The sequence below is a fragment of the Acinetobacter sp. CAU_H_S170_2 genome (assembly GCF_058890445.1).
The window spans coordinates 850000-872925 of sequence record NZ_JBZYAE010000001.1; the positions used below are offsets into that span (position 1 = coordinate 850000).

Annotated in this window: 21 protein-coding genes, 1 tRNA gene and 1 pseudogene; 8 read left to right on the forward strand and 15 right to left on the reverse strand. The window is 41.2% G+C overall.

Annotated elements, in window-relative coordinates; all coding sequences use genetic code 11:
- Positions 1-19: 19 nt before the first annotated feature.
- Positions 20-1507, reverse strand: a complete 1488-nt coding sequence (locus AC5EUN_RS04175; RefSeq protein ID WP_130234977.1) for a TolC family protein — start codon at positions 1505-1507, stop codon at positions 20-22.
- Positions 1508-1869: 362 nt separating this feature from the next.
- Between AC5EUN_RS04175 and serC the strand changes: the two genes are divergently transcribed.
- Positions 1870-2949, forward strand: coding sequence for a 3-phosphoserine/phosphohydroxythreonine transaminase (gene serC, locus AC5EUN_RS04180; RefSeq protein WP_010327215.1), 1080 nt, complete (start codon positions 1870-1872; stop codon positions 2947-2949).
- A 120-nt stretch (positions 2950-3069) separates the two neighbouring features.
- Here serC and AC5EUN_RS04185 read toward each other — a convergent pair whose 3' ends face one another.
- The 5 genes from AC5EUN_RS04185 to map all read right to left on the reverse strand — a co-directional run bounded on the left by AC5EUN_RS04185 (position 3070) and on the right by map (position 7908).
- On the reverse strand, positions 3070-4026 hold the full coding sequence (locus AC5EUN_RS04185; RefSeq protein ID WP_130234923.1) for a TauD/TfdA dioxygenase family protein: 957 nt from the start codon (positions 4024-4026) through the stop codon (positions 3070-3072).
- 167 nt (positions 4027-4193) lie between these two features.
- A complete protein-coding gene (locus AC5EUN_RS04190; protein ID WP_004982541.1) occupies positions 4194-4328 on the reverse strand; it encodes a hypothetical protein in 135 nt (44 codons plus the stop codon).
- On the reverse strand, positions 4321-5529 hold the full coding sequence (locus AC5EUN_RS04195) for an MFS transporter (RefSeq protein WP_130234924.1): 1209 nt from the start codon (positions 5527-5529) through the stop codon (positions 4321-4323). Before AC5EUN_RS04195 ends, AC5EUN_RS04190 begins: the two co-directional genes overlap by 8 nt.
- A 152-nt stretch (positions 5530-5681) precedes the next feature.
- Positions 5682-6752 carry an OmpW/AlkL family protein gene (locus tag AC5EUN_RS04200; RefSeq protein WP_010327212.1) on the reverse strand — a complete coding sequence of 357 codons (1071 nt, stop codon included), beginning with the start codon at positions 6750-6752 and terminating at the stop codon, positions 5682-5684.
- Between the two features lie 328 nt (positions 6753-7080).
- Entirely contained in the window at positions 7081-7908 is an 828-nt protein-coding gene (gene map, locus AC5EUN_RS04205) for a type I methionyl aminopeptidase (RefSeq protein WP_004695821.1), read from the reverse strand.
- A 207-nt stretch (positions 7909-8115) separates the two neighbouring features.
- Between map and rpsB the strand changes: the two genes are divergently transcribed.
- The 6 genes and pseudogenes from rpsB to AC5EUN_RS04235 all read left to right on the forward strand — a co-directional run bounded on the left by rpsB (position 8116) and on the right by AC5EUN_RS04235 (position 12449).
- Entirely contained in the window at positions 8116-8865 is a 750-nt protein-coding gene (gene rpsB, locus AC5EUN_RS04210) for a 30S ribosomal protein S2 (RefSeq protein ID WP_004982536.1), read from the forward strand.
- A 141-nt stretch (positions 8866-9006) separates the two neighbouring features.
- Complete coding sequence (gene tsf, locus AC5EUN_RS04215) at positions 9007-9882, forward strand: translation elongation factor Ts (RefSeq protein WP_004695824.1); 876 nt, start codon at positions 9007-9009, stop codon at positions 9880-9882.
- An 81-nt stretch (positions 9883-9963) separates the two neighbouring features.
- Positions 9964-10458, forward strand: coding sequence for a DUF3465 domain-containing protein (locus tag AC5EUN_RS04220; protein WP_010327210.1), 495 nt, complete (start codon positions 9964-9966; stop codon positions 10456-10458).
- Positions 10459-10525: 67 nt separating this feature from the next.
- Positions 10526-11358 (forward strand): annotated as a pseudogene (locus tag AC5EUN_RS04225) (AraC family transcriptional regulator).
- Positions 11359-11426: 68 nt separating this feature from the next.
- Entirely contained in the window at positions 11427-12128 is a 702-nt protein-coding gene (locus AC5EUN_RS04230) for an AzlC family ABC transporter permease (RefSeq protein ID WP_010327209.1), read from the forward strand.
- A 3-nt stretch (positions 12129-12131) separates the two neighbouring features.
- Positions 12132-12449, forward strand: a complete 318-nt coding sequence (locus AC5EUN_RS04235) for an AzlD domain-containing protein (protein WP_010327208.1) — start codon at positions 12132-12134, stop codon at positions 12447-12449.
- A 642-nt stretch (positions 12450-13091) separates the two neighbouring features.
- On the opposite strand, the gene AC5EUN_RS04240 is transcribed toward AC5EUN_RS04235, so the two are convergent.
- The 6 genes from AC5EUN_RS04240 to AC5EUN_RS04265 all read right to left on the reverse strand — a co-directional run bounded on the left by AC5EUN_RS04240 (position 13092) and on the right by AC5EUN_RS04265 (position 18655).
- Complete coding sequence (locus tag AC5EUN_RS04240; RefSeq protein ID WP_058951689.1) at positions 13092-13700, reverse strand: septal ring lytic transglycosylase RlpA family protein; 609 nt, start codon at positions 13698-13700, stop codon at positions 13092-13094.
- 287 nt (positions 13701-13987) lie between these two features.
- Positions 13988-14989, reverse strand: coding sequence for a lytic murein transglycosylase B (gene mltB / locus AC5EUN_RS04245; protein WP_010327207.1), 1002 nt, complete (start codon positions 14987-14989; stop codon positions 13988-13990).
- A 470-nt stretch (positions 14990-15459) separates the two neighbouring features.
- The gene (locus AC5EUN_RS04250; RefSeq protein WP_004695843.1) at positions 15460-16110 is read right to left on the reverse strand and encodes a hypothetical protein; all 651 of its coding nucleotides are present in this window, start codon (positions 16108-16110) and stop codon (positions 15460-15462) included.
- A gap of 27 nt (positions 16111-16137) precedes the next feature.
- Positions 16138-16950, reverse strand: a complete 813-nt coding sequence (gene queF, locus AC5EUN_RS04255) for an NADPH-dependent 7-cyano-7-deazaguanine reductase QueF (RefSeq protein ID WP_010327206.1) — start codon at positions 16948-16950, stop codon at positions 16138-16140.
- Positions 16950-17723 carry an ABC transporter permease gene (locus AC5EUN_RS04260; protein WP_004982514.1) on the reverse strand — a complete coding sequence of 258 codons (774 nt, stop codon included), beginning with the start codon at positions 17721-17723 and terminating at the stop codon, positions 16950-16952. The genes queF and AC5EUN_RS04260 overlap by 1 nt, the downstream gene beginning before the upstream one ends.
- The gene (locus AC5EUN_RS04265; RefSeq protein ID WP_058951690.1) at positions 17720-18655 is read right to left on the reverse strand and encodes an ABC transporter ATP-binding protein; all 936 of its coding nucleotides are present in this window, start codon (positions 18653-18655) and stop codon (positions 17720-17722) included. The genes AC5EUN_RS04260 and AC5EUN_RS04265 overlap by 4 nt, the downstream gene beginning before the upstream one ends.
- 178 nt (positions 18656-18833) lie before the next feature.
- On the opposite strand from AC5EUN_RS04265, the gene AC5EUN_RS04270 reads away from it, so the two are divergent.
- Positions 18834-18909, forward strand: a tRNA-Arg gene (locus AC5EUN_RS04270).
- Positions 18910-19282: 373 nt separating this feature from the next.
- Here AC5EUN_RS04270 and AC5EUN_RS04275 read toward each other — a convergent pair.
- The 3 genes from AC5EUN_RS04275 to moaA form a co-directional block, all read right to left on the reverse strand.
- On the reverse strand, positions 19283-20500 hold the full coding sequence (locus AC5EUN_RS04275; RefSeq protein WP_058951691.1) for a molybdopterin molybdotransferase MoeA: 1218 nt from the start codon (positions 20498-20500) through the stop codon (positions 19283-19285).
- On the reverse strand, positions 20497-21420 hold the full coding sequence (gene moaCB / locus AC5EUN_RS04280; RefSeq protein WP_058951692.1) for a bifunctional molybdenum cofactor biosynthesis protein MoaC/MoaB: 924 nt from the start codon (positions 21418-21420) through the stop codon (positions 20497-20499). Before moaCB ends, AC5EUN_RS04275 begins: the two co-directional genes overlap by 4 nt.
- Before the next feature lie 139 nt (positions 21421-21559).
- Complete coding sequence (gene moaA / locus AC5EUN_RS04285; RefSeq protein ID WP_029575079.1) at positions 21560-22567, reverse strand: GTP 3',8-cyclase MoaA; 1008 nt, start codon at positions 22565-22567, stop codon at positions 21560-21562.
- Positions 22568-22926: the final 359 nt, after the last annotated feature.

Here is a 22926-nt window from a genome sequence, read left to right on the forward strand (position 1 = left end):
AATGGCTCTCATCAAAGAATTAACGAATAAATCGCGTATTGGGTTGCAGAAGATAGGTTTGGAACTGATGGATCGAACCATGACTTTGTAGAAGCGTCGCCAGTGACATGACATATTTATAGGCATTCAGTGCGGTTTCTGCTTTTAAAGCACTGAGCATATTTTGTGCATCGATCACTTGGGTCGCTGTTCCCATATCTTCTTTAAAGGACAGTTCTTGTATACGTAAATTTTCTTGCGCTGCTTTTATATTTTGCTGTAATAACTGATCACTTTGCTGCGCTGTGGTGGCTTCGCTATACGATTTATAAATCACATTTTCAATTTCTTGTTTAGTCCGTGCTGTCATCAGTTCAGAAGCGTAGCGTTGTAACTCTGCTGCTTGGACATTTTTGTTTTTATCAATGCCTGAGAACAGATTGTACTGTGCGGCTAAGCCAACGATCCAGTTATTTTTATCGTCTAGACTGTATTCACCAAAGGCAAAAATATGTGGTTTCTTGGCGGCGTTTTGTGCGGTGACATTGGCTTGTGCCAGTTGGGTGTCCATTTGCAGTTTTTGTACTAAAGCCGATTGATCTGCATATGACTTGAGTAGAGTATTTAAATCTTGGTTTTGGGTACTGTTAATAAAGAGTGGTGTGGTGAGCTCAGTAATTTGGCTGCTTTGCAAAAGGTTATTCAGTTGAAATAAACTGGCTTTTAAATTGGCCTGACTGGCTTGTTCACTGCGCTGTGCATTGTTTTTTGCCACTTCAAATTGCATGCGCTGGCCTTTACTAATAAAGCCCTGTTGTTCAAGTTTAAGTGCATTGTCATAGTGTTTTTGCATCGCATGCCAATTATATTGGCTAGACGCGAGTAACTGTTTTTGCAGTTGAACATTGAAATAGGCTTGAATCAGCTCAAAGCGTTGTAGGTCTTGCTGTTGTTTCGTATTGAGTTCGCTACGTTTTGCTTTGATATTGGCGACTTGTTTTGCACTTGAGGTTAACCCACCTGTATAAAGCGGCATCATTGCAGAAATCGTCGGGCGTATGACTTGATCTTCTAAGGTAATTTGAGAGTTGTCTGGAATAAGCCCGACACCATTATGGATGGTTTGATTAATACCTTCTTTTAAAGGGTCAGAAATATTAGGTGGTAAATTTTGTTGATTTATACGGTCATTAATGTTTTGAGAAAGTGTGTGTTCTAAATTATTTTTGAGTGCACCCAGAGGCACATCGAGCTCATTATGAAAAGCATAAGCACGTACGTTCAGATCAATACGGGGGAGCCCCAAACCTTTGACCGCTTCAGCCTCTAGTTTTGAGGCTTGTTGTAAGGCTTGGGTGGCCTGTGTGCTATACGAGTCTTGTAACACACTTTGCTCAGCTTGTTGATAGCTGATAGATGCAGCAAAAATTGTTGAGCTGATTCCGAGACTGAGACCAAACATGCTTAATGACAAGATTGATGGCAGTGATGTACGCAATAAGAATTTGTTGGCTGGTATATTAAGCATGTTGAATAGTCTTTGTGGCATGAGCACGACTCTTTTCTATGTTTTTGCACATTATACGCATAATCTAACTGTTCTGAATGCTGACTCAGTTACTGAATTGTTTAATTTGCAAATGTATATCAATAGATTAGCGACATTTTTAAGCAAAGGAAATGCTTTCGTTTGAGCTTTGGTGAATCGGAAAGTGCTGCTGTAATTGATTGAGCAGTGCTGAGTTCAAACTGGATCGTTGATCTTGATTGAGTTTTTGACTGTAAAGGTGAGATTACATTGAAATATTTTCAGTTGAATTTACTGCAAGCACTGGCTATCTGTGGTTAAATGCGATCATTTTATTGTGTTTCACTTTGAAAGGAAAAATCATGCGCGCGTACAACTTCTGTGCTGGTCCTGCTGCATTACCTACTGCCGTTTTAGAAAAAGCACAAGCTGAAATGCTTGACTGGCAAGGCAAAGGTCTTTCCATCATGGAAATGAGTCACCGTAGTAAAGACTATGTTGCTGTGGCTGAAAAAGCAGAAGCAGATTTACGTAAACTCATGAACATTCCAGAGAACTATAAAGTCTTGTTCCTTCAAGGTGGTGCTTCACTTCAGTTCTCCGCGATTCCTTTAAATTTGTTGGGTAAAAACAGCAAAGCGGACTATATCCATACTGGAATTTGGTCTGAGAAAGCACTGAAAGAAGCGCAGCGCTATGGCGATATCAACGTCATTGAAGCGGGTACGCAAATTGATGGAAAACTTGCCATTGCAGACTCAAGCACTTGGAACTTATCTCAAGATGCGGCTTATGTGCATTATGTAGACAATGAAACGATTGGTGGTCTTCAGTTTTCGGCTATTCCAGAAACCAATGCGCCATTGGTTGCAGACCTGTCTTCAAGTATTTTGTCTGCACCTGTTGATGTGACTAAATTTGGTATCATTTATGCAGGCGCGCAAAAGAACATTGGCCCAGCGGGTTTAACCTTGGTTATTGTTCGTGAAGATCTGCTAGATCAAGCCAAACCTGAAATTCCAAGCATTTTGAAATACGCTTCGCAAGCGAAGAATGATTCGATGGTCAATACACCGTCGACCTATGCTTGGTACTTATCAGGTTTAGTGTTTGAATGGTTGCTTGAACAAGGTGGTGTTGAGGCGATCCATAAAGTGAACCTTGAAAAGGCAAAACTGCTTTATGGTTATATCGATGCAAGTGATTTTTATGCAAACCCAATTGCTGTGCAAAACCGTTCAATTATGAATGTGCCGTTTACTTTGGCGAATCCAGACTTAGAAAAACTTTTCCTTAAAGAAGCTGAAGAAAACCATTTGTTGAATCTTGCGGGTCACCGCTCAGTTGGTGGGATGCGCGCAAGTATTTATAACGCAGTTCCACTAGAAGGCGTTCAAGCGCTAGTGAATTTTATGGATGATTTTGCTAAACGCAATGCTTAAGTCATAGAAATAAAAAAGCCCATCAAACGATGGGCTTTTTTATTGGTTTTTTAACAGATTATCTAAAACAATCGTGACATTTTGGTGTCATACCAATCAATTATTCATTTTATTTATCGCTTAGTAAGGACGTCCACCTGCAAGACTAATACGTTTGAGTAAGCGACGTTGATCGACAGGAAAGGGACGACGTGAATGTAGTGTCACCTGATTATCCCAAAAGACAATATCTCCAGTTTCCCAGTGATGTTCATAACGAAACTCAGGTTTGAGGATGTGCGCATGGAGGGCAGCAATCAGTTCACTGCCTTCGCTATCATCGACATTGAGTAATTCAACTTCCGAACGGGTATTGAGCCAAAGCGCTTTACGCCCAGATTCTGGATGTGTGCGGACTAAGGGATGAGGATAGGCATGACCTAAAATGGGTTGATCTTTAAAGCGATAATAAGGGCTGTCTCCATAACCCGTATTGCCTGTATTACTTTGCGCACGGACGAATGGGTTATAAGTAATCAGCTGTAGCTGGTCGATCTGCTTTTTGACGTCATCGGGAAGTGCATCATAAGCTTTGATGGTATTGAACCAAGAGGTTTGTCCGCCGTCTTGAGGAAGCTCAAGGGCATAGAGCAGAGAGCCAAAAGAGGGAAGCGGTGTCCACTGGTGATCGGCATGTGGGGTGAGTTCGCCATGGCCGGTGTAGTTGCCTTGACCGACCGCATTGGAAACAGGAACCACATCGGGTGGAACACCAGTGTCAGTCTGGCTAGCCAGCACAGGATTGTCTGCACTTGGGCGGAAAATAGAACCAAAATAGCTGGCAAAGGCTAAATATTGCAGATCATCCAAAGTTTGGTTTTTAAAAATTAAAATCAGATGTTCAGCCAAAGCTTGTTTTAAGCGATAGATGGTCTCTCCTGCTTGGGCTTTACGGGCATCTAAACCAAAAACCACAGCACCTAAGGCTTCTTCCGCCAGTGGGATAATTTGTATTTCTTCTGGATTTTGAAATTGTTCAGGTTGATGCCAACGCGGGGCATCATGAATCGCTTGTGAAAGTTGAGTTAATGCGGTCATTTTGATTATTTTCTCTAGATATAGGGTCTAGAGAAAATGTAATCAAAATATGTGTAATCTTAAAATTAAAAGAAGTTCTAAACTTATGAAAAAATTTAAAAAATACTAAGCTGATGATTATATTGCTTTTCTTTTATAATGAAATATTGAGCTCAAAATATGCAGATTTAATGTGCGCAAAATGCCTGATTAAAATACTCAAACAGGTCAGGCGTATTCAGCCAAAGGCTAATCGCCAGAGCAAACAACGCAATAATACTAATGCCGATACCGCATTTGAGCCATAAAAATGAATTAGTCATGGACAACCGCCTTTTCATCGACAAAGAAATGTACCAGTACGCCAAAAACACTCAGAATAATAGAGAACAGCCAAATCAAGTCATAATTACCTGTCACGTCATGGTTCACACCACCTAGCCATCCACCGAAAAATGAACCGACTTGATGAGTAAAGAACACGATGCCGCTCAGCATGCTCAGATATTTAATACCAAACATATTGGCCACAATACCGTTGGTCAAAGGCACTGTAGATAACCATAATAAACCCATCACTACACCAAAGCTATAGATGGTGAATGTGCTGAGCGGGAGCATCAAAAAGGCAATAATGGCAATGCCTCTGAGTCCATATAAGCCCATCAGTAACTTTGGTTTAGAATATTTCCCACCTAGCCAGCCCGCAGTGTAAGTACCAACGATATTAAATAAACCGACCAGCGCTAAAAAAATGGTTCCTGTGGTTGCATTAAAACCATGGTCAATCAAATAGCCAGGTAAATGGATACCTATAAAGACCACTTGAAAGCCACAGACCAAAAAACCAAGTGATAGGAACCAAAATGGTTTATGGTTTTTCGCAATGACTAAAATATCTTTAAAACTGAGCTGAACTTGGTTGGTTGACGCATTCGGTACAACAAAGGCGGGAGCTTTGAGCATCCAAGCCAGCGGAACAATCATCGCAATTAAAAGTGCACTAACGACCAACGCCGCAGACCAGCCAAAGTTTTGTAACAGCAGTAAGGTTGACGGCAGCATAATGAACTGCCCAAAAGAACCCGCTGCACTGGCAATACCCATAGCAAGGCTACGTTTTTCAGGCGGTGCAGCACGACCCACCGCGGATAATAATACAGAGAAAGAGGTCGCAGATAATGCTAGGCCCAAAATAAGACCGACACTTAAGTTGAGTAACCAACCCGTAGAGCTGACTGCCATGAGCAGCAAACCAATGGTATACAACACACCACCGACGGCAACCACAATTTTAGAGCCATATTTATCTGCTAATGCGCCTGTAAAGGGCTGCGCAGCGCCCCAAATCAGGTTTTGCATCGCAATCGCTAGACTAAAAACATTATGTCCCCAGCTAAACTCATCACTCATAGGCACAAGGTAGAGTCCAAAGCCATGTCGGACACCCAGTGATAATGCCAGAATTATTGCACTTCCAATGAGCATATAAATCAGCGGTTTGGAAAAACGAGTTTCTGACATATTTCAACCAAAAAATGAGCTTAGAGTTCGCTATATTAAGTGAATTATTTGCTGAAAGCGATGATAAAAAATTGACTATTTGATCAATAAAAACAATGAATATTCATGAAAAAAGACGACTTGGTGTCGTCTTTTTGGTAGTTGTTTGAAGCTTAGAACCGGTAGCCGACACCTGCATAAGCCAGAATGGGGTTAATTTCAATATCGGCTGTAGATTTGATTAGTTCACCGTGCGTAGCATCTTTGACGGTGATCGTGGTTTCATTTTTAAGATGAGCATAGGACACGGAACCGACAGCAAACCATTTATCATTAAAGTCATAGGTGAAACCGACGGTTGCAATAGGGGCGAAGGCATCGGTTGCTTCTAGCTTAACTTTGGGATTGGCTGAACTTTTTTTCCCTTCAAGTGATGCGCCAGCATTGCCTTCTTTAATATTGGCAATCATATGGCCTGCTGCAATCAAGTCTTTTTCAGTTTGTGGGTTAATTTCCAGCTCATTAAAGTAGGCATACATCATTCCAACACCGACATACGGACGGAATTTATTCACCCCTGTTTTACCAAAGTGATATTGGAACTCGAAAGCAGGTGTCCATGCACGTGCAGATGCCGCAGGGCCGTGTGCTTCCAAATCGGTAATGAAAATATCATTTTCAAGTTCTAAATTGCCTAAAGCTCCGCCCATAGGTGTTGCAGTTGCTGAAAAAGGCGCATAAATTTTGCCTTTACCTTGTAAGTCGACTTTCGGTGGAATCCCTGCTTTCATTTCAAAAGAAATATTGTCGGTAAAAAAGTAATTAGTCATGATGCCCAATGTGGTGACATCATCGGCTTCTAAACCCGTACCTGGATTATCCCATTGACTGAGTCCACGGATTTCAGCAGTCCCACTTAATGCTGAGGGGACATCAGCATTAATTAAAGCTAGCCCATCAAGAGTAGCTTTTAAGAGAGGATTGACGCTACTTCCTGGCTTGATATTGTCGAGCACCGTTTGTGCTTTGATATCTCCAACTTTTGCAGTTTCACCTTCTTTAACTGATGTGTTAACTCGGAAGGGTTGAGCTTTACCTTGTGGCATGACGTGTAAAGCACCGACCGATACAGAAAAGCGTTTAAATCCATCACCATCTTGTAGACTAAAATAAGGTGAATCTGCATGTGTAAGCATAGGTAAAGCAGTAATAGACGTTGCTACACAAAGCAATGTTTTTTTCATTCTGGGACTCCATGTCCAAATTAGCTATTCGTTTTTATAGAGCGTATTATTAAGGTTGCTGCTACGATAAAGCTGTTGTTTTTGAGGGACATGTGTTTTTGACATTTGTGAATGTCAAAACCCGTTTTGTGTGATCGTGTTACTAGCTTGCAATCTTTGTTACAGATGAATGAATGTAATAGAGCGCTACAGTTGAGTGTTTTTTGATTCTATATATTTGTAAAATAAAGAATAAATTTCAAATCCAATATTTGCTTAGTCATAAAAAAGACCACCAGTAGGTGGTCTTTTTGACAGATGGCATCATATTTCATGCCAATGACATTATTTAAGACTGAAAACGTGATAAATCTTCTTCAGGACGTGCAGTTAACACTTCAACCCCGTTTTTAGTGACCAACAACGTATGTTCATACTGTGCAGACAAACTATGGTCTTTGGTCACTACCGTCCATTTATCCCCCAATAATTTAGTTTTCCAGTCACCACCATTGACCATTGGCTCAATGGTAAAGGTCATGCCTTCTTCTAAAATCATGCCTGAGTTTGGCTGACCATAGTGTAAGACTTGAGGTTCGTCATGGAACACAGTCCCAATACCGTGACCACAATATTCACGCACGACACCAAAACGTTCCGATTCGACATATTGTTGAATGGCATGACCAATGTCGCCAATGGTTGAACCCGGCTTCACTGTTGCTATTCCACGGTACATTGCTTCTTGTGCCACTTTACATAAACGATTCGCAAGAATAGAAGTTTCGCCACCCACGATGTACATCATGTTGGTATCGCCGTGGAAACCATCTTTAATGACCGTCACATCAATATTTAAAATATCGCCTTTTTTCAACACTTTTGCATCTGAAGGAATGCCGTGACAGACCACATGGTTTACAGAAGTACAAATCACATGTTGGAAAGCAGGGCGACCCGGTGCTGCACCGTAACCTAAACATGCTGGAATTGCGTCTTGTTTATTGACAATATAATCGTGACAAATCGTATCTAACTCAAGTGTAGTCACACCTGGTTTAATATGTGGCTTGATCATATCCAAGACTTCAGCCGCCAGTCGTCCAGCCACACGCATCTTTTCGATGTCTTCAGCGCTTTTGATGAGTCGACGGGGTGCTTCGTAAGTACTGTTCATGATCTCTAAAAACTTTTGGAAATTTGTGTGTGACTATGGTATAAATAGCCGCCCATTTTATCAAATGCTTTTTCGTGAATAAATTTCACGGGCTTTGTGCGATGGGGCAATAAAATCCGCACATATATCGACACATTTCTCTGGGTGCCCGTTAGGGTGGAGGATGCGGATATATGGAGGCCTAACCCAAACTTTAAGGTAAAGAAAATGGCAGATTACAACGTAAGCATGCGCGACCTTCTTCAAGCAGGCGCACACTTCGGTCACCAAACACGTTTCTGGAACCCAAAGATGCGTCAATACATCTTTGGTGCGCGTAACAAAATTCACATCATCAACCTTGAGCACACTGTTCCTGCGTTAAATGATGCTTTGAACTTTGTTAACAACCTTGCTAGCAAAAAGAATAAAGTATTGTTTGTTGGTACGAAACGTGCTGCTTCTAACATCATCCGTGAACAAGCACAACGTGCTGGTCAACCATATGTTGATCACCGTTGGTTAGGTGGTATGTTGACGAACTGGAAAACACTTCGCCAATCTATCAACCGTCTTAAAGACCTTCAAACTCAATCTCAAGATGGTACTTTCGCTAAGCTTACTAAACGTGAAGCTTTAGAGCGTACTCGTGAGATGGAAAAACTTGAACGCGCTTTAGGCGGCGTTAAGAACATGGGTGGTTTACCTGACGCATTATTCGTAATCGACGTTGATCACGAAGCAATTGCAATTAAAGAAGCTAAAAACCTTGGTATTCCTGTAATCGGTATCGTTGATACAAACTCTAACCCAGATAACGTAGACTACGTTATTCCGGGTAATGACGATGCGATCCGTGCAGTTACTTTGTATGCTTCTGCTATGGCTGATGCGATTCTTGCTGGTAAAGAATATGCTCAATCACAAGCAAATGCACAAGCTAAAGTTGAAGAAGCTAAAGAAGCTCCTGAGGCTTAATGCGTTTGACGTAAGCTTGTCATTTTTGCGACATGTGATGGTGGCAAAGTAAGCGTCATGTATGCAGACGGCCCAAGAGACAGCTCTGGGCCGTTTCTGTTCTAAAAAGAATTCATTTTCTACCGTATTTAGGAGATTGACATGACTGCAGTTACAGCAAGCATGGTTAAAGAATTGCGCGATCGTACTGGTCTTGCAATGATGGAATGTAAAAAAGCATTAACAGAAGCGAATGGTGACATCGAATTAGCGATTGATAACCTTCGTAAATCTGGTCAAGCTAAAGCGGCTAAAAAAGCGGGTAACATTGCAGCTGATGGCGCAATCACTATCGCTCAAGACGGTAACAAAGCTCTTCTTTTAGAAGTAAACTGCCAAACTGACTTCGTTGCTAAAGACGAAAACTTTGCTGGTTTCTCTGCTCAAGTTGCTGCTGCTGCGTTAGCTGCTGGCGAAACTGATGCTGCTAAAATTGCTGAATTGAAACTTGAAGATGGTGCAACTGTAGAAGAAGCGCGTATTGCACTTGTTCAAAAAATCGGTGAAAACATCCAAGTTCGTCGTGCTCAAATCATTGAAGGCGAAAACCTTGCAGTTTACAAACACGGTTTAAAAATCGGTGTTGTTGTATCTTACACAGGTGATGCTGCGACTGGTAAAGGTATTGCAATGCACGTTGCTGCATTCAACCCAGTTGCTATCTCTGCTGAAGGTGTATCTGCTGAACTTATCGCTAAAGAGAAAGAAATTGCTGAAGCTAAAGCAATCGAATCTGGTAAGCCTGCAAACATCGTTGAGAAAATGGTCACTGGTTCAGTTGAGAAATACTTGAACGAAGTTGCTCTTGATCGTCAAATGTACGTAATCGACAACGACAAGAAAGTTGCGGACGTTCTTAAAGCAACTGGTACTACAGTTGTTCAATTCGCTCGCTTTGAAGTGGGTGAAGGTATTGAGAAAAAAGCTGAACTTTCTTTCGCTGAAGAAGTTGCTGCTGCTCAAGCTGCTGCAAAATAATTGAAAAATTATTTTGAGTAAAAAAGCCCCTTTGGGGCTTTTTTTATACAATTAATAAAAATAAAACGAGGAAGTAGATAAGTGGCCAACAAAACCAACCTGAGTATTGGCGCGGTGATCATACTATTGATTGCTGCATATTTCGGAATCGATCTTCAAGAAAATCAATTACAAACATCAACACCATCAGTCGCGGTAGAGCCCTCTACACAGACCAGTAAACCGCAAAATCAAGTATTTGATGGCACAGCAAAAATTGCCCAAGCGTTTCAAAGCCGGAAAAGTAATATTCAAGTTCAATCACAAGGGCGTGTTGTGGCTGTGCTTAAAGATGATAATGACGGTTCTCGTCATCAAAAATTTATTGTAGAACTTCCTAATGCAATGACGGTTTTGATTGCACATAATATTGATTTAGCACCCCGTATTGAACGCTTACAAAAAGGGGATATCGTTGGTTTCAATGGTGAATACGAATATAGTGAAAAAGGCGGGGTGATCCACTGGACACATCACGATCCACAACAGCGCCATGAAGGTGGTTGGTTAAAGCACCAAGGAAAAACCTATCAGTAGTAGAGCAATTTTGTTCTATACGTTTTGCTGAATCGCAGTATGCTGAGTGTTCAGGAGAGGCTAACTCATGCACGAAATCAGACCCAGTGAATTTTTAAATTACCATCATGTTCAAGAACTTGATGGTCTTGAAATGTTAAGAGCCTCCTATCAACATACGCAGTTTTCAAAACATACCCATGAAGGCTACTGTATTGGTTTAATTGATGAAGGTGCGCAGTCTTTTTTACGCACAGGGAATCAGCATATTGCACCGCAAGGCGACATTATTTTAGTGAATGCTGATGAGGTACATACGGGTTCTTCTGCTGTTGAAACTGGTTGGTGTTATCGGGCAATTTATCCGACCCCTGAAATGATTCAAGAGGTGAGCCAAGATTTTTTTCATGAAGCAGTACTATGCCGTGGTTTCCGCAAGCTGTGGTTCATGATGAAGGATTAGCCGAGCAATTGAATTTGCTGTTCGATTTGTTGTTACAGCCAAAAAATACATTGTTTAAACAGAGCTTATATATTTCAACTTTGGCCTATTTATTAAGTCGTTATAATCAATCTAAGAAAATATTAAAAGACTTACCCGAAGCACAGCGTAAAGTGGTCTTGGTACAAGAACTACTTGCTGCAGAACCTGAAAGAGAGCATCAACTGGCTGAGCTAGCTGCTGTCGTCGGGATGAGCCCATGGCATTTACTGCGTCAATTTAAAAAGTTTACTGGACTTCCACCTCATGCATGGTTGGTACAGTTTCGTTTACGTAAATCTTTATATTTACTCAAACAAGGCTGTGAGATTGCGACAGTCGCACAACTCTGTGGTTTCTCCGATCAAAGCCATTACACTCGTCATTTTAAAAAGTCTTTAGGCTGTACGCCTGCGCAATATCTGGCACATAAAATTTAAAATAACAGCAATTTCATACAAGAAAGCCGTCTAAGGTATGCAGCATATTGACTCTAGCGAGTTGAAAAATGGAGTCTGCTGTGCAGTCGCAATTGATCCAACAAAAAAGTTTAGGTTTTTTCCGTGGTGTGCAAGATATGTTGCCGCTTTCAGTCGCCGTTATTCCATGGGGGATATTGGCTGGCTCAGCGGCGATTAATGCGGGTCTGAGTGTCATGCAAGCTGTAGGCATTTCGGCGTTAGTGTTTGCAGGTGCGGCACAATTAGTCAGTTTGAGTATGCTCATGACGGGTGCATCTTTACTGAGTATTCTGATCACCGTGTTTTTTCTAACCAGCCAGCACTTTATTTATGCACTGAGTCTAAGAGAAGAGGTGAAGCCTTGGTCACTCAAAAGAAGATTGAGTATCGGTTTTTTACTGACCGATGAACTCTACGCCACCGCGATGCTAAAGGAAAAGCCGTCTTATGCCTATATGTTGGGTGCAGGATTCAGCTTTTATGTCAGTTGGGTGTTGTTTAGTCTAATGGGTATTTTGCTTGCAAATAAAGTACCTGATCTTTCAACTCTCCACTTAGAATTTTCAATTGTGGTGGTGTTCTTGGTTATGGCGGTGATGTTGATTCAAAATAAGGCCGCAATTTATGGCGTGGTGAGTTCATCGATCATGGTGCTGATTTTGAGTTGGTTAGAAATAGGATCAGCTATTTTGCTGGCTGGATTTAGTGGGATGTGGGTTGCTGCGCTCTTTGATCAAGCGGAGGACTAAAACATGACCTGGTTATTTGTTTTGAGTTTGACCTGTGTCACCTTTTTTAATCGGTATTTATTTTTAGAGCCTAAAACTCAAATTCGGCTGCCTAAATTTGCGACACGCATGCTGAAATATGCGGCGCCTTGTCTGATGGTTTCGATTTGTTTGCCACTGGTTTTTTTCGAAGGCGGGCACTGGAAAGGGATACTTCAAAATAGTTATTTTTATGGGGCAATTTTTACGTTGTTAATCACTCTTTTGACGAGAAAATTATTGCTTAGTATTTTGCTGAGTTTAGGATTTTTTTATGGTCTGAATCTATTATTCGATTTCTAGCATTTCATCAGCAAATAGGCCCATAAAATACCGAAAAAAGGATAAAAAAGTGTGCGAGCCCGATCTTTTTCATTGCTTTTAAATTTGTGTTGCTCTAAATGCTCACCATTTGCGATTTTTTCTATGTCTATCAAATTGGCGTAGCTTTGATTGGGGAACTAAAAAAGTTGAAAATAGAGCAAATGAGGTGGGGTTTGAGAACTTTGAAGAAATAAGAAGGTTTTCTTTTGCGTTTTGGTCCATAGAATTGACTCAATTATATAAAACAAGCAGGGCAATAGTGAATCTAATATCGCAAAAATGGCGCTTAATTTACTAGGTAATTCATAAAATCATTCTAATTTGACGAATGCATAAAACTACAGTTCAGGGTAGGCAGAAAAATTGGCTTTGATCAGATAAGAATGAGCTGAGAAAATATTTAATTCTGCTAGTCTTCCACCGCTGTAAAAATGTGAGCGCACTCACTTCAAAAAATCGGATCGATTAGATTTCGCATCTTATTCAAACTAAGTATCTGAGAGGGATCAAATGATGGAGATCGAGCTGTTTACGATTGTGTAAAACATTAGGCAAAGATAGGACAATAAAAAGCCACATTACTGTGGCCTTGCTGTCAAATGCATGCTGTAGGAAAGAATCTTAAGAGTTTGGTCCATCAATACGTTCAATGCTGACTTTTGCAGTACCTGCATTGGTAATACCCAGTTGCTTAGCAGCACCATAAGAAAGATCAAGCACGCGGTTACCGTGGAATGGGCCGCGGTCATTTACTTTAACCACAACACTTTTACCATTGGTTTTATTCGTTACACGAATAAAGCAGTTTAGTGGCAAGCTACGATGAGCTGCAGTTAATGCATTCATATCGAATGTTTCACCGCTTGCTGTTTTACGACCGTGGAACTGACGACCATACCAAGACGCCATACCCGTTTGACTAAACTTACGGACTGTATTTGATGCAACAGTATTTAACTTTTCAATCACTGAAGGCTCTTCTTCAGGGATCTCAATTTTTGCAGCGATTGTTTCGCGACGAATTTTATCACCTGAACGTTCAGTGATTGAAAGGCTATTTAAATTTGAGAAGTGTGAGTTGAAGCCTTCAGCATCTTTATTCAAGACACGCACAGCTAGGCGAGAGTTATCGTTATCATTGGTAAATGATGACTGAACCATCTCTGCTTGCGATTGGCTCAGCGCGATGGTCGAGGCAATGGCCAGTATATATTTAAGTGAAGACTGCATTTATAAACTCCAAAAGACAATACTTTTTTCTTTAAACTAAGTGGTTGAAAGATAAAAAAACTTGCCTGTTAATTCACTTTTGCAACAACATTTGACGAAATGGATAATATTCATGCAGTCATAAGCATGTCTAGTGTTTAATTAAAATAATGATAAAAACTACATAAACCGAACATTTTTTGATTAAAAAATAACCAATATTGTAACAATGTATGAAAAAAGCCGAAATTTACATCATTTTTAAATATTTTTTTATTGACATCTCAAGATTGAGTAAAAAGCTAGCCCTATCGGCTAGCAATTTCAGCCCCTAATTGCCAAACTGCAGTCGCATACATACGGCTCTTGTTATAGGTCGTAATCACTTGAAAGTTAGGGTAAGTGATGTAATAACTTTGCCCATAATTTTCCTGTAGTTGGATCACATTCACCATATCTAAATCATCGATTTTGACAATCGGATTGGTCGGTTGAATGCCCTGATTTTTTAAAACGCCATAAGGTGTCGGTAAAGTTAAATCTTTAGCAATGACCGCTTCAGGATTTGAGCCACTATAGCGTGCTGCGAATCCAATTGGCTGATTACGTTGCCAACCATGATTTGCTAAATAGTTGGCAATCGAGCCGATGGCATCGACTGCTGAATTTCGTAAATCGACATGACCATTGCCGTCATAATCCACCCCAAACTTTGGAATATTGCTTGGCATAAATTGTGGATAGCCAACCGCACCTGCATACGAACCTACAACCGAGTTGGTTGGCACGCCATCTTTATAGCTCCATGCGATTAAAGCACTGAGTTCGTCTTGGAAATATTGCTTACGACGTTCGTAGCCAAAACCTAGCGTAGCTAGGGCATCACGGCTGATAAAATTACCTTTGTTGCTGCCGAAACCCGTCTCCACTCCTAAAATACCGAGAATGATGGATTGTGGAACACCGAATTGTTGCTCTGCACGGTTTAAGGTGTCTGCATACTGGGCTTTAAAACGGACACCACGTTGAATGGTGCTGGCTGCCATAAAGTTGGTTTTATACTCGTACCAAGGTTTACTTTCACCCGGGCGGTTCATAATGTTGATGATGTTGGGCAAATTTTTAGAACCATTCATGGCCCAATCGACCTGTTCGGAAGATAGGCCATAATTTTGCATGGTTTTTTGTTTAAAGCTAAGATAATCGGGATGAGAAGCGAAATCGTTGGCTTGGCAAAAACTGGTGATCGACAAAGCGCCAATCAATAAAGGTAAACGTTTAACTTTGTTATAAAAGTTTAAATTTAACATAGAAGTCTAATTTCCAGAGTCGTTATTGGCAGTGGAGCAAAGCGAATAGGGGAATGCCCATAGTTCGCGTTTCTGTTATGTCGAAATTCTTGTGAACGGAGTCTAGCGTGAATAGGCTTTAAGATAACATTGTCTGTACTGAAGCGGGCAAATAGGTATACAAAAAAAGACAAACTCAGCCTATATAAAGGACAGATTATTCAAAATGGCGCAGATTTTTGGGCAGAGTATTTACGTGACTATATAAGTCAAGTTTTACTGACTGATATAAAAAAGTCTTCTATATATAGAAACAATTAAAACTGTAGTGTTTAGAGTCTAGTGACAATGACAAAAAGATCTGGTCTCAGCTTATATATCGCCTTTATATAGCTTTATATAAAGACTAAGAAATTACAGCTTAGAAACCAAAATGACCCTACACAAGTAGAGTCATTTTGATCTGAAAAGCATTGAAAGACTTTTAGTACTTAAGCATGAAATAAGGTGTCGTGATATTCAGCTAAAGCTAAAAGTTCATCTTTGGTTAAATTTGGGATGATTTTATTGGCAGCAATATGCACTGCTTTAATGACAGCTGCAGAACCGATATCGGCCGCTTTACGCTTAATCATGCCCAAATCGAGGGTTTTATTAAAGTCATTCATGAAGTGACGTACAGTCGCTTCAGCAAACTGTTTATACAGTTCGGTTAACGCGGCTTTATCTACTTCATTGCCTGCTTTAATTTCAGCATAGTTATATTTGAGGCTGGTCACTAAGCTTGCATCTAACGCTTCACCCACACGGAACTGACCTTCAGCATCTTTAAACAAGCTTTTTTCAGAAAACTGAATCGATGCTTGAACCACATCATTCGATGATTTGCCTAAAAGCTGCTTCAACAAAACCGCAACTGTTGACTTAATATAGCCAGCCAGTTTCTCGGCTGTGTCACGTTTATCACTCGGTGGAAAACGGCGAACTAACTCAGTCAAAATGGCATCAATAATTTCATCATTGATGAGTAGTGCTGTTTTATCTCGAAGTGGATATAAAGGCTCACTTGAGTCTTTCTTCTGCTGAGCAGTTTGAATAGTCTGTAAAAGTTCAGTCGATGGAATAAAACCAAAAAATGGCATCGTGTATTAACCTCAATGTTCTTTATTTTATTGTCGCGCCAATCGAATTGGGCGGGGCATCCATGACACATCTGACACACGACAAGGGTTAATGTCTAAACCACCACGGCGTGTATAAGCTGCGTACACCATCAGCTTTTCAGGTTTCAAATTTTGCCAAATATCGGCAAATATTTGTTCCACACATTGTTCGTGGAAACCGTTGTGCTGACGATAAGAGATAATATAAGCCAGTATGCTGTTATAACAAGGCTTTTTACCTTTATATCGGATAAATACCGTGCCCCAATCAGGTTGTCCAGTGACTGGGCAGTTACTTCTGAGTAAATGTGAGTAAATCTGTACTTCAACATCTTCCGCAGTATCATCTAATGCCAATAGATTTGCATTGGGATGATTTTCCAATTGGGTCGGAGTCAGTTCATCAATACAGATACCTTCAGGTTGACTAATTTCCACATCATCGACATGAAAAAGATCAATATTCACATCTGCGCCAGCCGCTGCCGATAAATCCTGTTCGACTGTTTCTTTAAACGTAGCTTTAGACTCAAACTGAGTAAAGTTCATGCTATTAAAGTAGAGTTTTAATGACTTTGACTCAATGAGGTTGGGCGATGTGGCCGGCAGGCTGATGCGACCAATGGCAACTTGCGGAACACCATGGGTGTTTAACCAAGAAATTTCAAAAACATGCCACCAGTCTTTACCTTGTTGAATACCTTCAACATGTGCATAGTGCTCACGTGCTGTAGCACGGGCTATAGGAAAAAGAATATCGGGTTGATAAGTTGGAGGGTAATTGGTGTCTTTACCCAAAAGAGAATGTTCTACACTCATTATTCACGCATTCCTGAACCACGAGAAAGTAAATAGTAAGCAATGCCATAAAGCACTGCACAGCATATGGTCATAACAGATAGGGAGACGACGACGTTAACATCGCTATGACCTAAGATACCGAAACGAAAAGCATTGACCATATATACAATCGGATTGATCAACGATAAATTTTGCCAAAAAGGGCTGAGTGCTGAAATGGCATAAAATACGCCACCTAAATAAGTTAAAGGCGTCAGCACAAAGGTTGGGATGATGGAGATGTCATCAAAAGATTTGGCATACACCGCATTGATAAAACCACCCAGTGAAAATAAGAACGAGGTGACCAAGACGGTGTAAATGGTAACAAACCAATTGGTAATATAAAGGTCAGTAAAAAATAAACTCATGGCCGTCACAATGATACCGACCAAGACCCCGCGACAGACACCGCCTAAGACAAAGCCCCATAAAATGGCATGCAAAGGTACAGGACTCATGATCAGCTCTTCAATACTTTTTTGAAATTTGGCACTAAAAAAGCTCGAAGAAACGTTAGCATAACTGTTGGTAATCACCGCCATCATAATCAGCCCAGGCACGATGAACTGCATATAGCTAAATCCGCCCATCTCGCCAATACGAGAACCGACCAAATTACCAAAAATTACGAAATACAAACTCATGGTAATGGCAGGCGGAAGCAAGGTTTGTGGCCAGATGCGCATAAAGCGACGAATTTCTTTATGCACCAGAGTATATAAAGCTACGCTAAGTTGATTTAAGTTCATGGCGTAGTTCCTTCGAGATTTTTTTCGACCATCTTCACAAACAGTTCTTCTAAACGGTTGGATTTGTTCCGCATACTACGAACTTGGATCCCTTGCGATTCGAGCAATTGAAATAAGTCATTGAGGGTATGCGCTCTATCCATAGTCACCTCTAAAGTCACGGCGTCGACTAAATGGAAACGAACCCCAATGATGTCGATATGAATCGGTTCAATCGGTGCTGCCAAATCAAAAATAAAGGTTTCCTCATTGAGTTGATTGAGGAAATTTTTCATGCTGGTGTCTTCTTTAATGACACCACGGTCAATAATGGCAATTCGACGACACAGCATTTCTGCTTCTTCTAAATAATGTGTGGTTAAAATGATCGATGTGCCTTTATTGTTCATTTCTGTGAGGAAGTCCCACATCGAACGACGTAGCTCAATATCAACCCCTGCTGTGGGTTCATCTAAAATAAGGAGTTTCGGTTCATGCATCATGGCACGGGCAATCATCAGGCGGCGTTTCATACCGCCTGAAAGCATACGGGCTTGAATGCCGCGTTTTTCCCATAAGCCGAGTTTTTCTAAATATTCTTCGGCACGAACTTCCGCAATTTTTTTAGGAATACCATAATAGCCTGCTTGTGTGACTAAGATATCGAAGGTTTTTTCAAACTGACCGAAGTTAAACTCTTGAGGTACAACCCCTAAGCACTGTTTGGCTTGAGAGGGGTGCGTGTCGAGATTATGTCCAAAAATTTCGACAGTGCCTGAGGTTTTCTTGGTCAATGAGCTGATAATACCAATCGTTGTAGATTTGCCTGCACCATTTGGTCCAAGAAGGGCATAGAACTCGCCTTCAGGAACAGTTAAATCGATGCCTTTTAAAGCCTGAAACCCATTTTTATAGGTTTTGGACAAATCCCTTAACGTCAATGCATCAGTCATGAAATTCTCGAATGATTAATAGTGGCACTATTGTGAGCGATTATGCCTAATAAACCAAGTAATCTACTCGCAATTCTGTGTTGCAGATATGGAACATTGTATAAAGCATAAGCAGGAAAATCACTCTAAGCTAGATAGATGCTTTACCTTGTGATTTTTTTTGATATGATGTGCTCGCGCGCTCATAGCTCAACTGGATAGAGTACAGGTCTCCGAAGCCTGTGGCGTGGGTTCGAGTCCCGCTGAGCGCACCACTTACCTATTTCAATACATACCAAAATAACCTCAAATGCCTATAAATACTGTATTATCTGCCTCTCTTGTTTCAACTTGTTCCATGTTGTACCGCTATAATCCATTTTTTTAGTGGTATATTTAGCAGTACATCAAAACAATAGTCTAAAATCTTTGTAAAAGCTTATTGGCTCATTCATTCGTGTGGCTTTACCACCCGCTAAAATCACTAGTGCTGTTGCTGGGTAGTTTTGCATGCCTTTGATCTAACATTCGTATGTAGGGATAATAATGCTCGTTAAATATTCAAGGGTACGGTCTAAGACAAAGCTGTCCAAGCCTTAGACCGTGTGCAAAAAGCATTTGGTTTGTATCACTATCCAATCGATGTCCTTAGATCGAGATGAAATCGACATAGTCCAATGTTACAGGAACATCAGATCGAGCAGGGATTCGAACAATACTATTGGCTCGATTTAAGTTACTGAGCATGTGGGATTGTTGTTTACCGAGTTTGGAAACGGTTAATTGTCCAAACTCGTTGACATCTAATACCATGCGAACCAGTTGCTCACGGCTGTCTTGTTTAATGCTGTCGTTGAAGCGAGCTTTTTTCCACGCGGGTGCAGGAGACGTAACTCCCTGTAAAGCCGCCAATAGTGTCGATACATGTACAGCAAGACAGGTGAGTACAGCAGCAGGGTTCCCAGGCAAGCCAATCAAATAAGAATGATGATGGTCTGTCTGATATTCAGCAAAATACAATGGTTTACCCGGTTTTTGCGCAACTTGCCAAAAAATCTCTGTTGCACCTACAGCCATTGAAACAGGTCGAATCAAGTCATAATCGCCTACCGAAACACCGCCTGTAGTAATGACTACATCATAATGATTCATGGCATTCGAGAGCGCTTGTGTGAGTATCTTCTCATCATCAATCACATGCTCTAAATGGGCTTCAGCAAAATCGTGTTCTTTGAGCCAAGTACGGATCATTGGGGCATTGGCATCGAACACTTGAGAGTCATTGTCCAGTTGCGTATTGACTTCATCACCAGTAATAAGCACTGCAATTTTAGGTTGGCGATAAACCTCGACATGCGGAACACCCGCCATACTGAGTGCCGCAATTAAACCGCTGCCTAAACGCTGGCCTTGTTGCGCAAGTGTTGTCCCGATGGACAACTCCTCACCTTGATAACGAATGTCTGCGCCTTTGTCCAAAGCTTGGGTTAGAGTCGCTTGATCATGGCTACGCGTGATAATTTCCTGCCGAGCCACAGTATCTGCTGAGTTTGGCAGCTTGCCCCCAGTAAAAATACGAACGGTTTGTCCTGCTTGAATCTCAATATGTTCTTCAATACCTGCACGAATTTCACCAACCAATTCAAAGCGAGTAATTCCTGCTTGCAAGTCTTCAGAGCGCAGCGCATAGCCGTCAACCGCACTTTGGGTAAATAGAGGCAAGGCAACTGTTGATAAAACATCTGCCGCTAAAACATGTCTATGCGCCTGTACTAAAGGCAAAGTAACGACAGGCAATGTTTGGACGGCGCTATAGTGTTCAAGAGCTTGATCGAGTGTAATTAAACCAACGCCAGAGCAACTCATTCATAACCTCCCGGGTGAGGTAGATCACGGCAGACATCAAAAATATGAACCAAAGCAGGTAAAATGGCTGCCATAGATTCACTTGCACCACCACGGCTGCCCGGAAGGGTAATCACCAATGAACGGTCGATAAAACCTGCAACGCCACGTGACATCGCAGCATAAGGGGTACGTTTTTGTCCGAAAGCACGTGCAGCTTCCATTAGTCCATTGAGTTCACGTTCAAGTAAAGGCTCAAGTGTGTCTACTGTAATGTCACGTTTGCCGATGCCTGTTCCGCCTACAGTAATAATGCAGGCATAAGATTGAGTGAGCTCTAAGACCAATCCTTTTAACTGATCGGCTTCGTCAGGTAAAATTTGATAGTGAATGGGATCAAAACCAGCTTCGGTTAAGGTCTCGACGACAGAGCGGCCAGCAGTATCGGGTTTACGCCCTGCGGCAACGGTATCTGATAGAACCAATACTGCCGCAGAAACAGGCTGACGCAAATGACGTTTAAAGTGTGATTTTCCGCCTTTTTTCAGATCGAGTTTACATTGTTGAATGATCAACTCATGCGGTTCGCAATGTGGTTTGAGCATGTCGTAAATGGTGAGAGCTGCAATACTGGCAGCGGTCAACGCTTCCATTTCTACACCTGTCGGCCCAATCGTTTCAACGGTTGCACGAATAACTACACGGTCGACAAGCAGTTCAAAATCGACATCGGCGCGGTAAATAGGCAGGGGGTGGCACAGCGGAATCAGTTCATCGGTACGTTTTGCGGCTAAAATCCCAGCAATGCGGGCTGTTTTGAGGGCATCACCTTTTTCGGTATTGCCGTCAGCAAGAAGTTGTAAACAATGTGCAGGGGCAAGCAGTTCAGAGCTTGCAGTTGCAACGCGATAGCTTTCTGGCTTCATGCCAACGTTTTTCATAAAGTATTCCGAAACATTGAAGTGTTGATCTAAAGTGAAACTGTTCGATCAAGAGAAAAAGTTTATGACGTATTTAGATAACACAAAAATAAAAGCGGATACAGTCGAATGACTGACAAACTCAAAATTAACTAGTTGATTAACCCCCTATGGCATGCATACTGATTTTGCGTGTTGGGGCATGTTGATGTTCAATAAACCCCGCTTTTTTATGCCATACCGCCTTCAGAATCTGAGCTTGTAATAAAGTGGGATCTTTTTGTTGAAGTAAATGACGCAGCGGTGTTCCGGTATTGGCAAATAAACAGGTAAAAAGCTCTCCCGTTGCAGTGATACGTAAACGGTCACAGCTTTGACAGAACGGTTTACTGATGGTGGAAATAATGCCTAATGTGTACTGATCATTAAGCAGATAAATGGTTGCTGGGTCATGTTGTCTGGCTTGTTTCTGAATTTGAAAATGGGGTTCAAGTATTCGGATAATGTTATCTTCAGTGATGACTTTTTTAGGCTGCCAGTGCTCAGGTTGATCTAAAGGCATATATTCAATAAAACGTAATGCGATATTCTGCTGATAAGCCCATTGAGTCAGTTCAAGCACTTCATGATCATTTTGTCCTGCGACTAAAACACAGTTTAATTTTATCGGCAGATTGGCTTGTTGAGCTGCAGCGATGCCTTCGAGGACTGGTGCTATCGGACGCTTGGTCATGTTCATAAAGGTGTCTGCATGAATGCTATCGAGACTGATATTAATATCATCTAGTCCTGCCTCTCTTAGCGCTCGTGCATACTTGTTTAAATAAAAAGCATTACTGGTCGTGGAAATACGTTCTAAACCGTGTGGCTTGAGCCGATTCAAAGTATCAATAAAATTGACCACGCCTTGACGCATTAAAGGCTCGCCACCTGTTAAACGAATGTGCCGAATGCCTAAACTGACCATCATTTCACAAAAGGTTAACAGCTCTTCAAAGCTTAAGATGTCTTTTTTGGCTAACCATTCAGGCGTATCGGGCATGCAATAACTACAACGAAAGTTACAACGATCTGTCAGAGAGATTCGGAGTTTATGTTTATGTCGGCCAAATTGATCGATCAGTTGTGCTGACCTATGTTCTAAGCGTGTAGTAGTCGAACCGTCCATAGTCGCTCCACCTCGTATTTACATACGATTTAGTTTTTATAAACGAGAGTATGAAATGTTTTATTTCAAAGATCAAACGGAGTCTTGAAGTCGCTTAGTTCGTTCATTCATTTTCAAAAATTGAGTTGGTGTTCCTCGAACGCGATCCATTAAGTCTTTGCTCTTTGTAATAATTCATCTATTGAAATTACATGCCAAAAGGGCGATATTTTTGATCAGAAGTGTTTTGGAATGGTGCCAAGAAACGCGGGCATGATGAATAAGAAATAGACAACAAAAAAGAGATGAGAAATCCAAATAGCTTACGAATGCTATGAGCAAAGTGAACAGTGAATTGATCATTGCAGAACTTTTTACCG

Bases quoted from the DNA above. Each gene is read 5' to 3' on its own strand.
- map (WP_004695821.1), bottom strand. From the start codon at position 7,908: ATGAACAGTACTTACGAAGCACCCCGTCGACTCATCAAAAGCGCTGAA.
- mltB (WP_010327207.1), bottom strand. From the start codon at position 14,989: ATGTTAAATTTAAACTTTTATAACAAAGTTAAACGTTTACCTTTATTG.
- AC5EUN_RS04240 (WP_058951689.1), bottom strand. From the start codon at position 13,700: ATGCAGTCTTCACTTAAATATATACTGGCCATTGCCTCGACCATCGCG.
- serC (WP_010327215.1), top strand. From the start codon at position 1,870: ATGCGCGCGTACAACTTCTGTGCTGGTCCTGCTGCATTACCTACTGCC.
- AC5EUN_RS04200 (WP_010327212.1), bottom strand. From the start codon at position 6,752: ATGAAAAAAACATTGCTTTGTGTAGCAACGTCTATTACTGCTTTACCT.
- tsf (WP_004695824.1), top strand. From the start codon at position 9,007: ATGACTGCAGTTACAGCAAGCATGGTTAAAGAATTGCGCGATCGTACT.
- AC5EUN_RS04185 (WP_130234923.1), bottom strand. From the start codon at position 4,026: ATGACCGCATTAACTCAACTTTCACAAGCGATTCATGATGCCCCGCGT.
- AC5EUN_RS04235 (WP_010327208.1), top strand. From the start codon at position 12,132: ATGACCTGGTTATTTGTTTTGAGTTTGACCTGTGTCACCTTTTTTAAT.
- AC5EUN_RS04190 (WP_004982541.1), bottom strand. From the start codon at position 4,328: ATGACTAATTCATTTTTATGGCTCAAATGCGGTATCGGCATTAGTATT.
- AC5EUN_RS04195 (WP_130234924.1), bottom strand. From the start codon at position 5,529: ATGTCAGAAACTCGTTTTTCCAAACCGCTGATTTATATGCTCATTGGA.
- AC5EUN_RS04230 (WP_010327209.1), top strand. From the start codon at position 11,427: ATGGAGTCTGCTGTGCAGTCGCAATTGATCCAACAAAAAAGTTTAGGT.
- rpsB (WP_004982536.1), top strand. From the start codon at position 8,116: ATGGCAGATTACAACGTAAGCATGCGCGACCTTCTTCAAGCAGGCGCA.
- AC5EUN_RS04260 (WP_004982514.1), bottom strand. From the start codon at position 17,723: ATGAACTTAAATCAACTTAGCGTAGCTTTATATACTCTGGTGCATAAA.
- AC5EUN_RS04275 (WP_058951691.1), bottom strand. From the start codon at position 20,500: ATGAGTTGCTCTGGCGTTGGTTTAATTACACTCGATCAAGCTCTTGAA.
- moaCB (WP_058951692.1), bottom strand. From the start codon at position 21,420: ATGAAAAACGTTGGCATGAAGCCAGAAAGCTATCGCGTTGCAACTGCA.
- queF (WP_010327206.1), bottom strand. From the start codon at position 16,950: ATGAGTGTAGAACATTCTCTTTTGGGTAAAGACACCAATTACCCTCCA.
- AC5EUN_RS04250 (WP_004695843.1), bottom strand. From the start codon at position 16,110: ATGCCATTTTTTGGTTTTATTCCATCGACTGAACTTTTACAGACTATT.
- AC5EUN_RS04175 (WP_130234977.1), bottom strand. From the start codon at position 1,507: ATGCTTAATATACCAGCCAACAAATTCTTATTGCGTACATCACTGCCA.
- moaA (WP_029575079.1), bottom strand. From the start codon at position 22,567: ATGGACGGTTCGACTACTACACGCTTAGAACATAGGTCAGCACAACTG.
- AC5EUN_RS04265 (WP_058951690.1), bottom strand. From the start codon at position 18,655: ATGACTGATGCATTGACGTTAAGGGATTTGTCCAAAACCTATAAAAAT.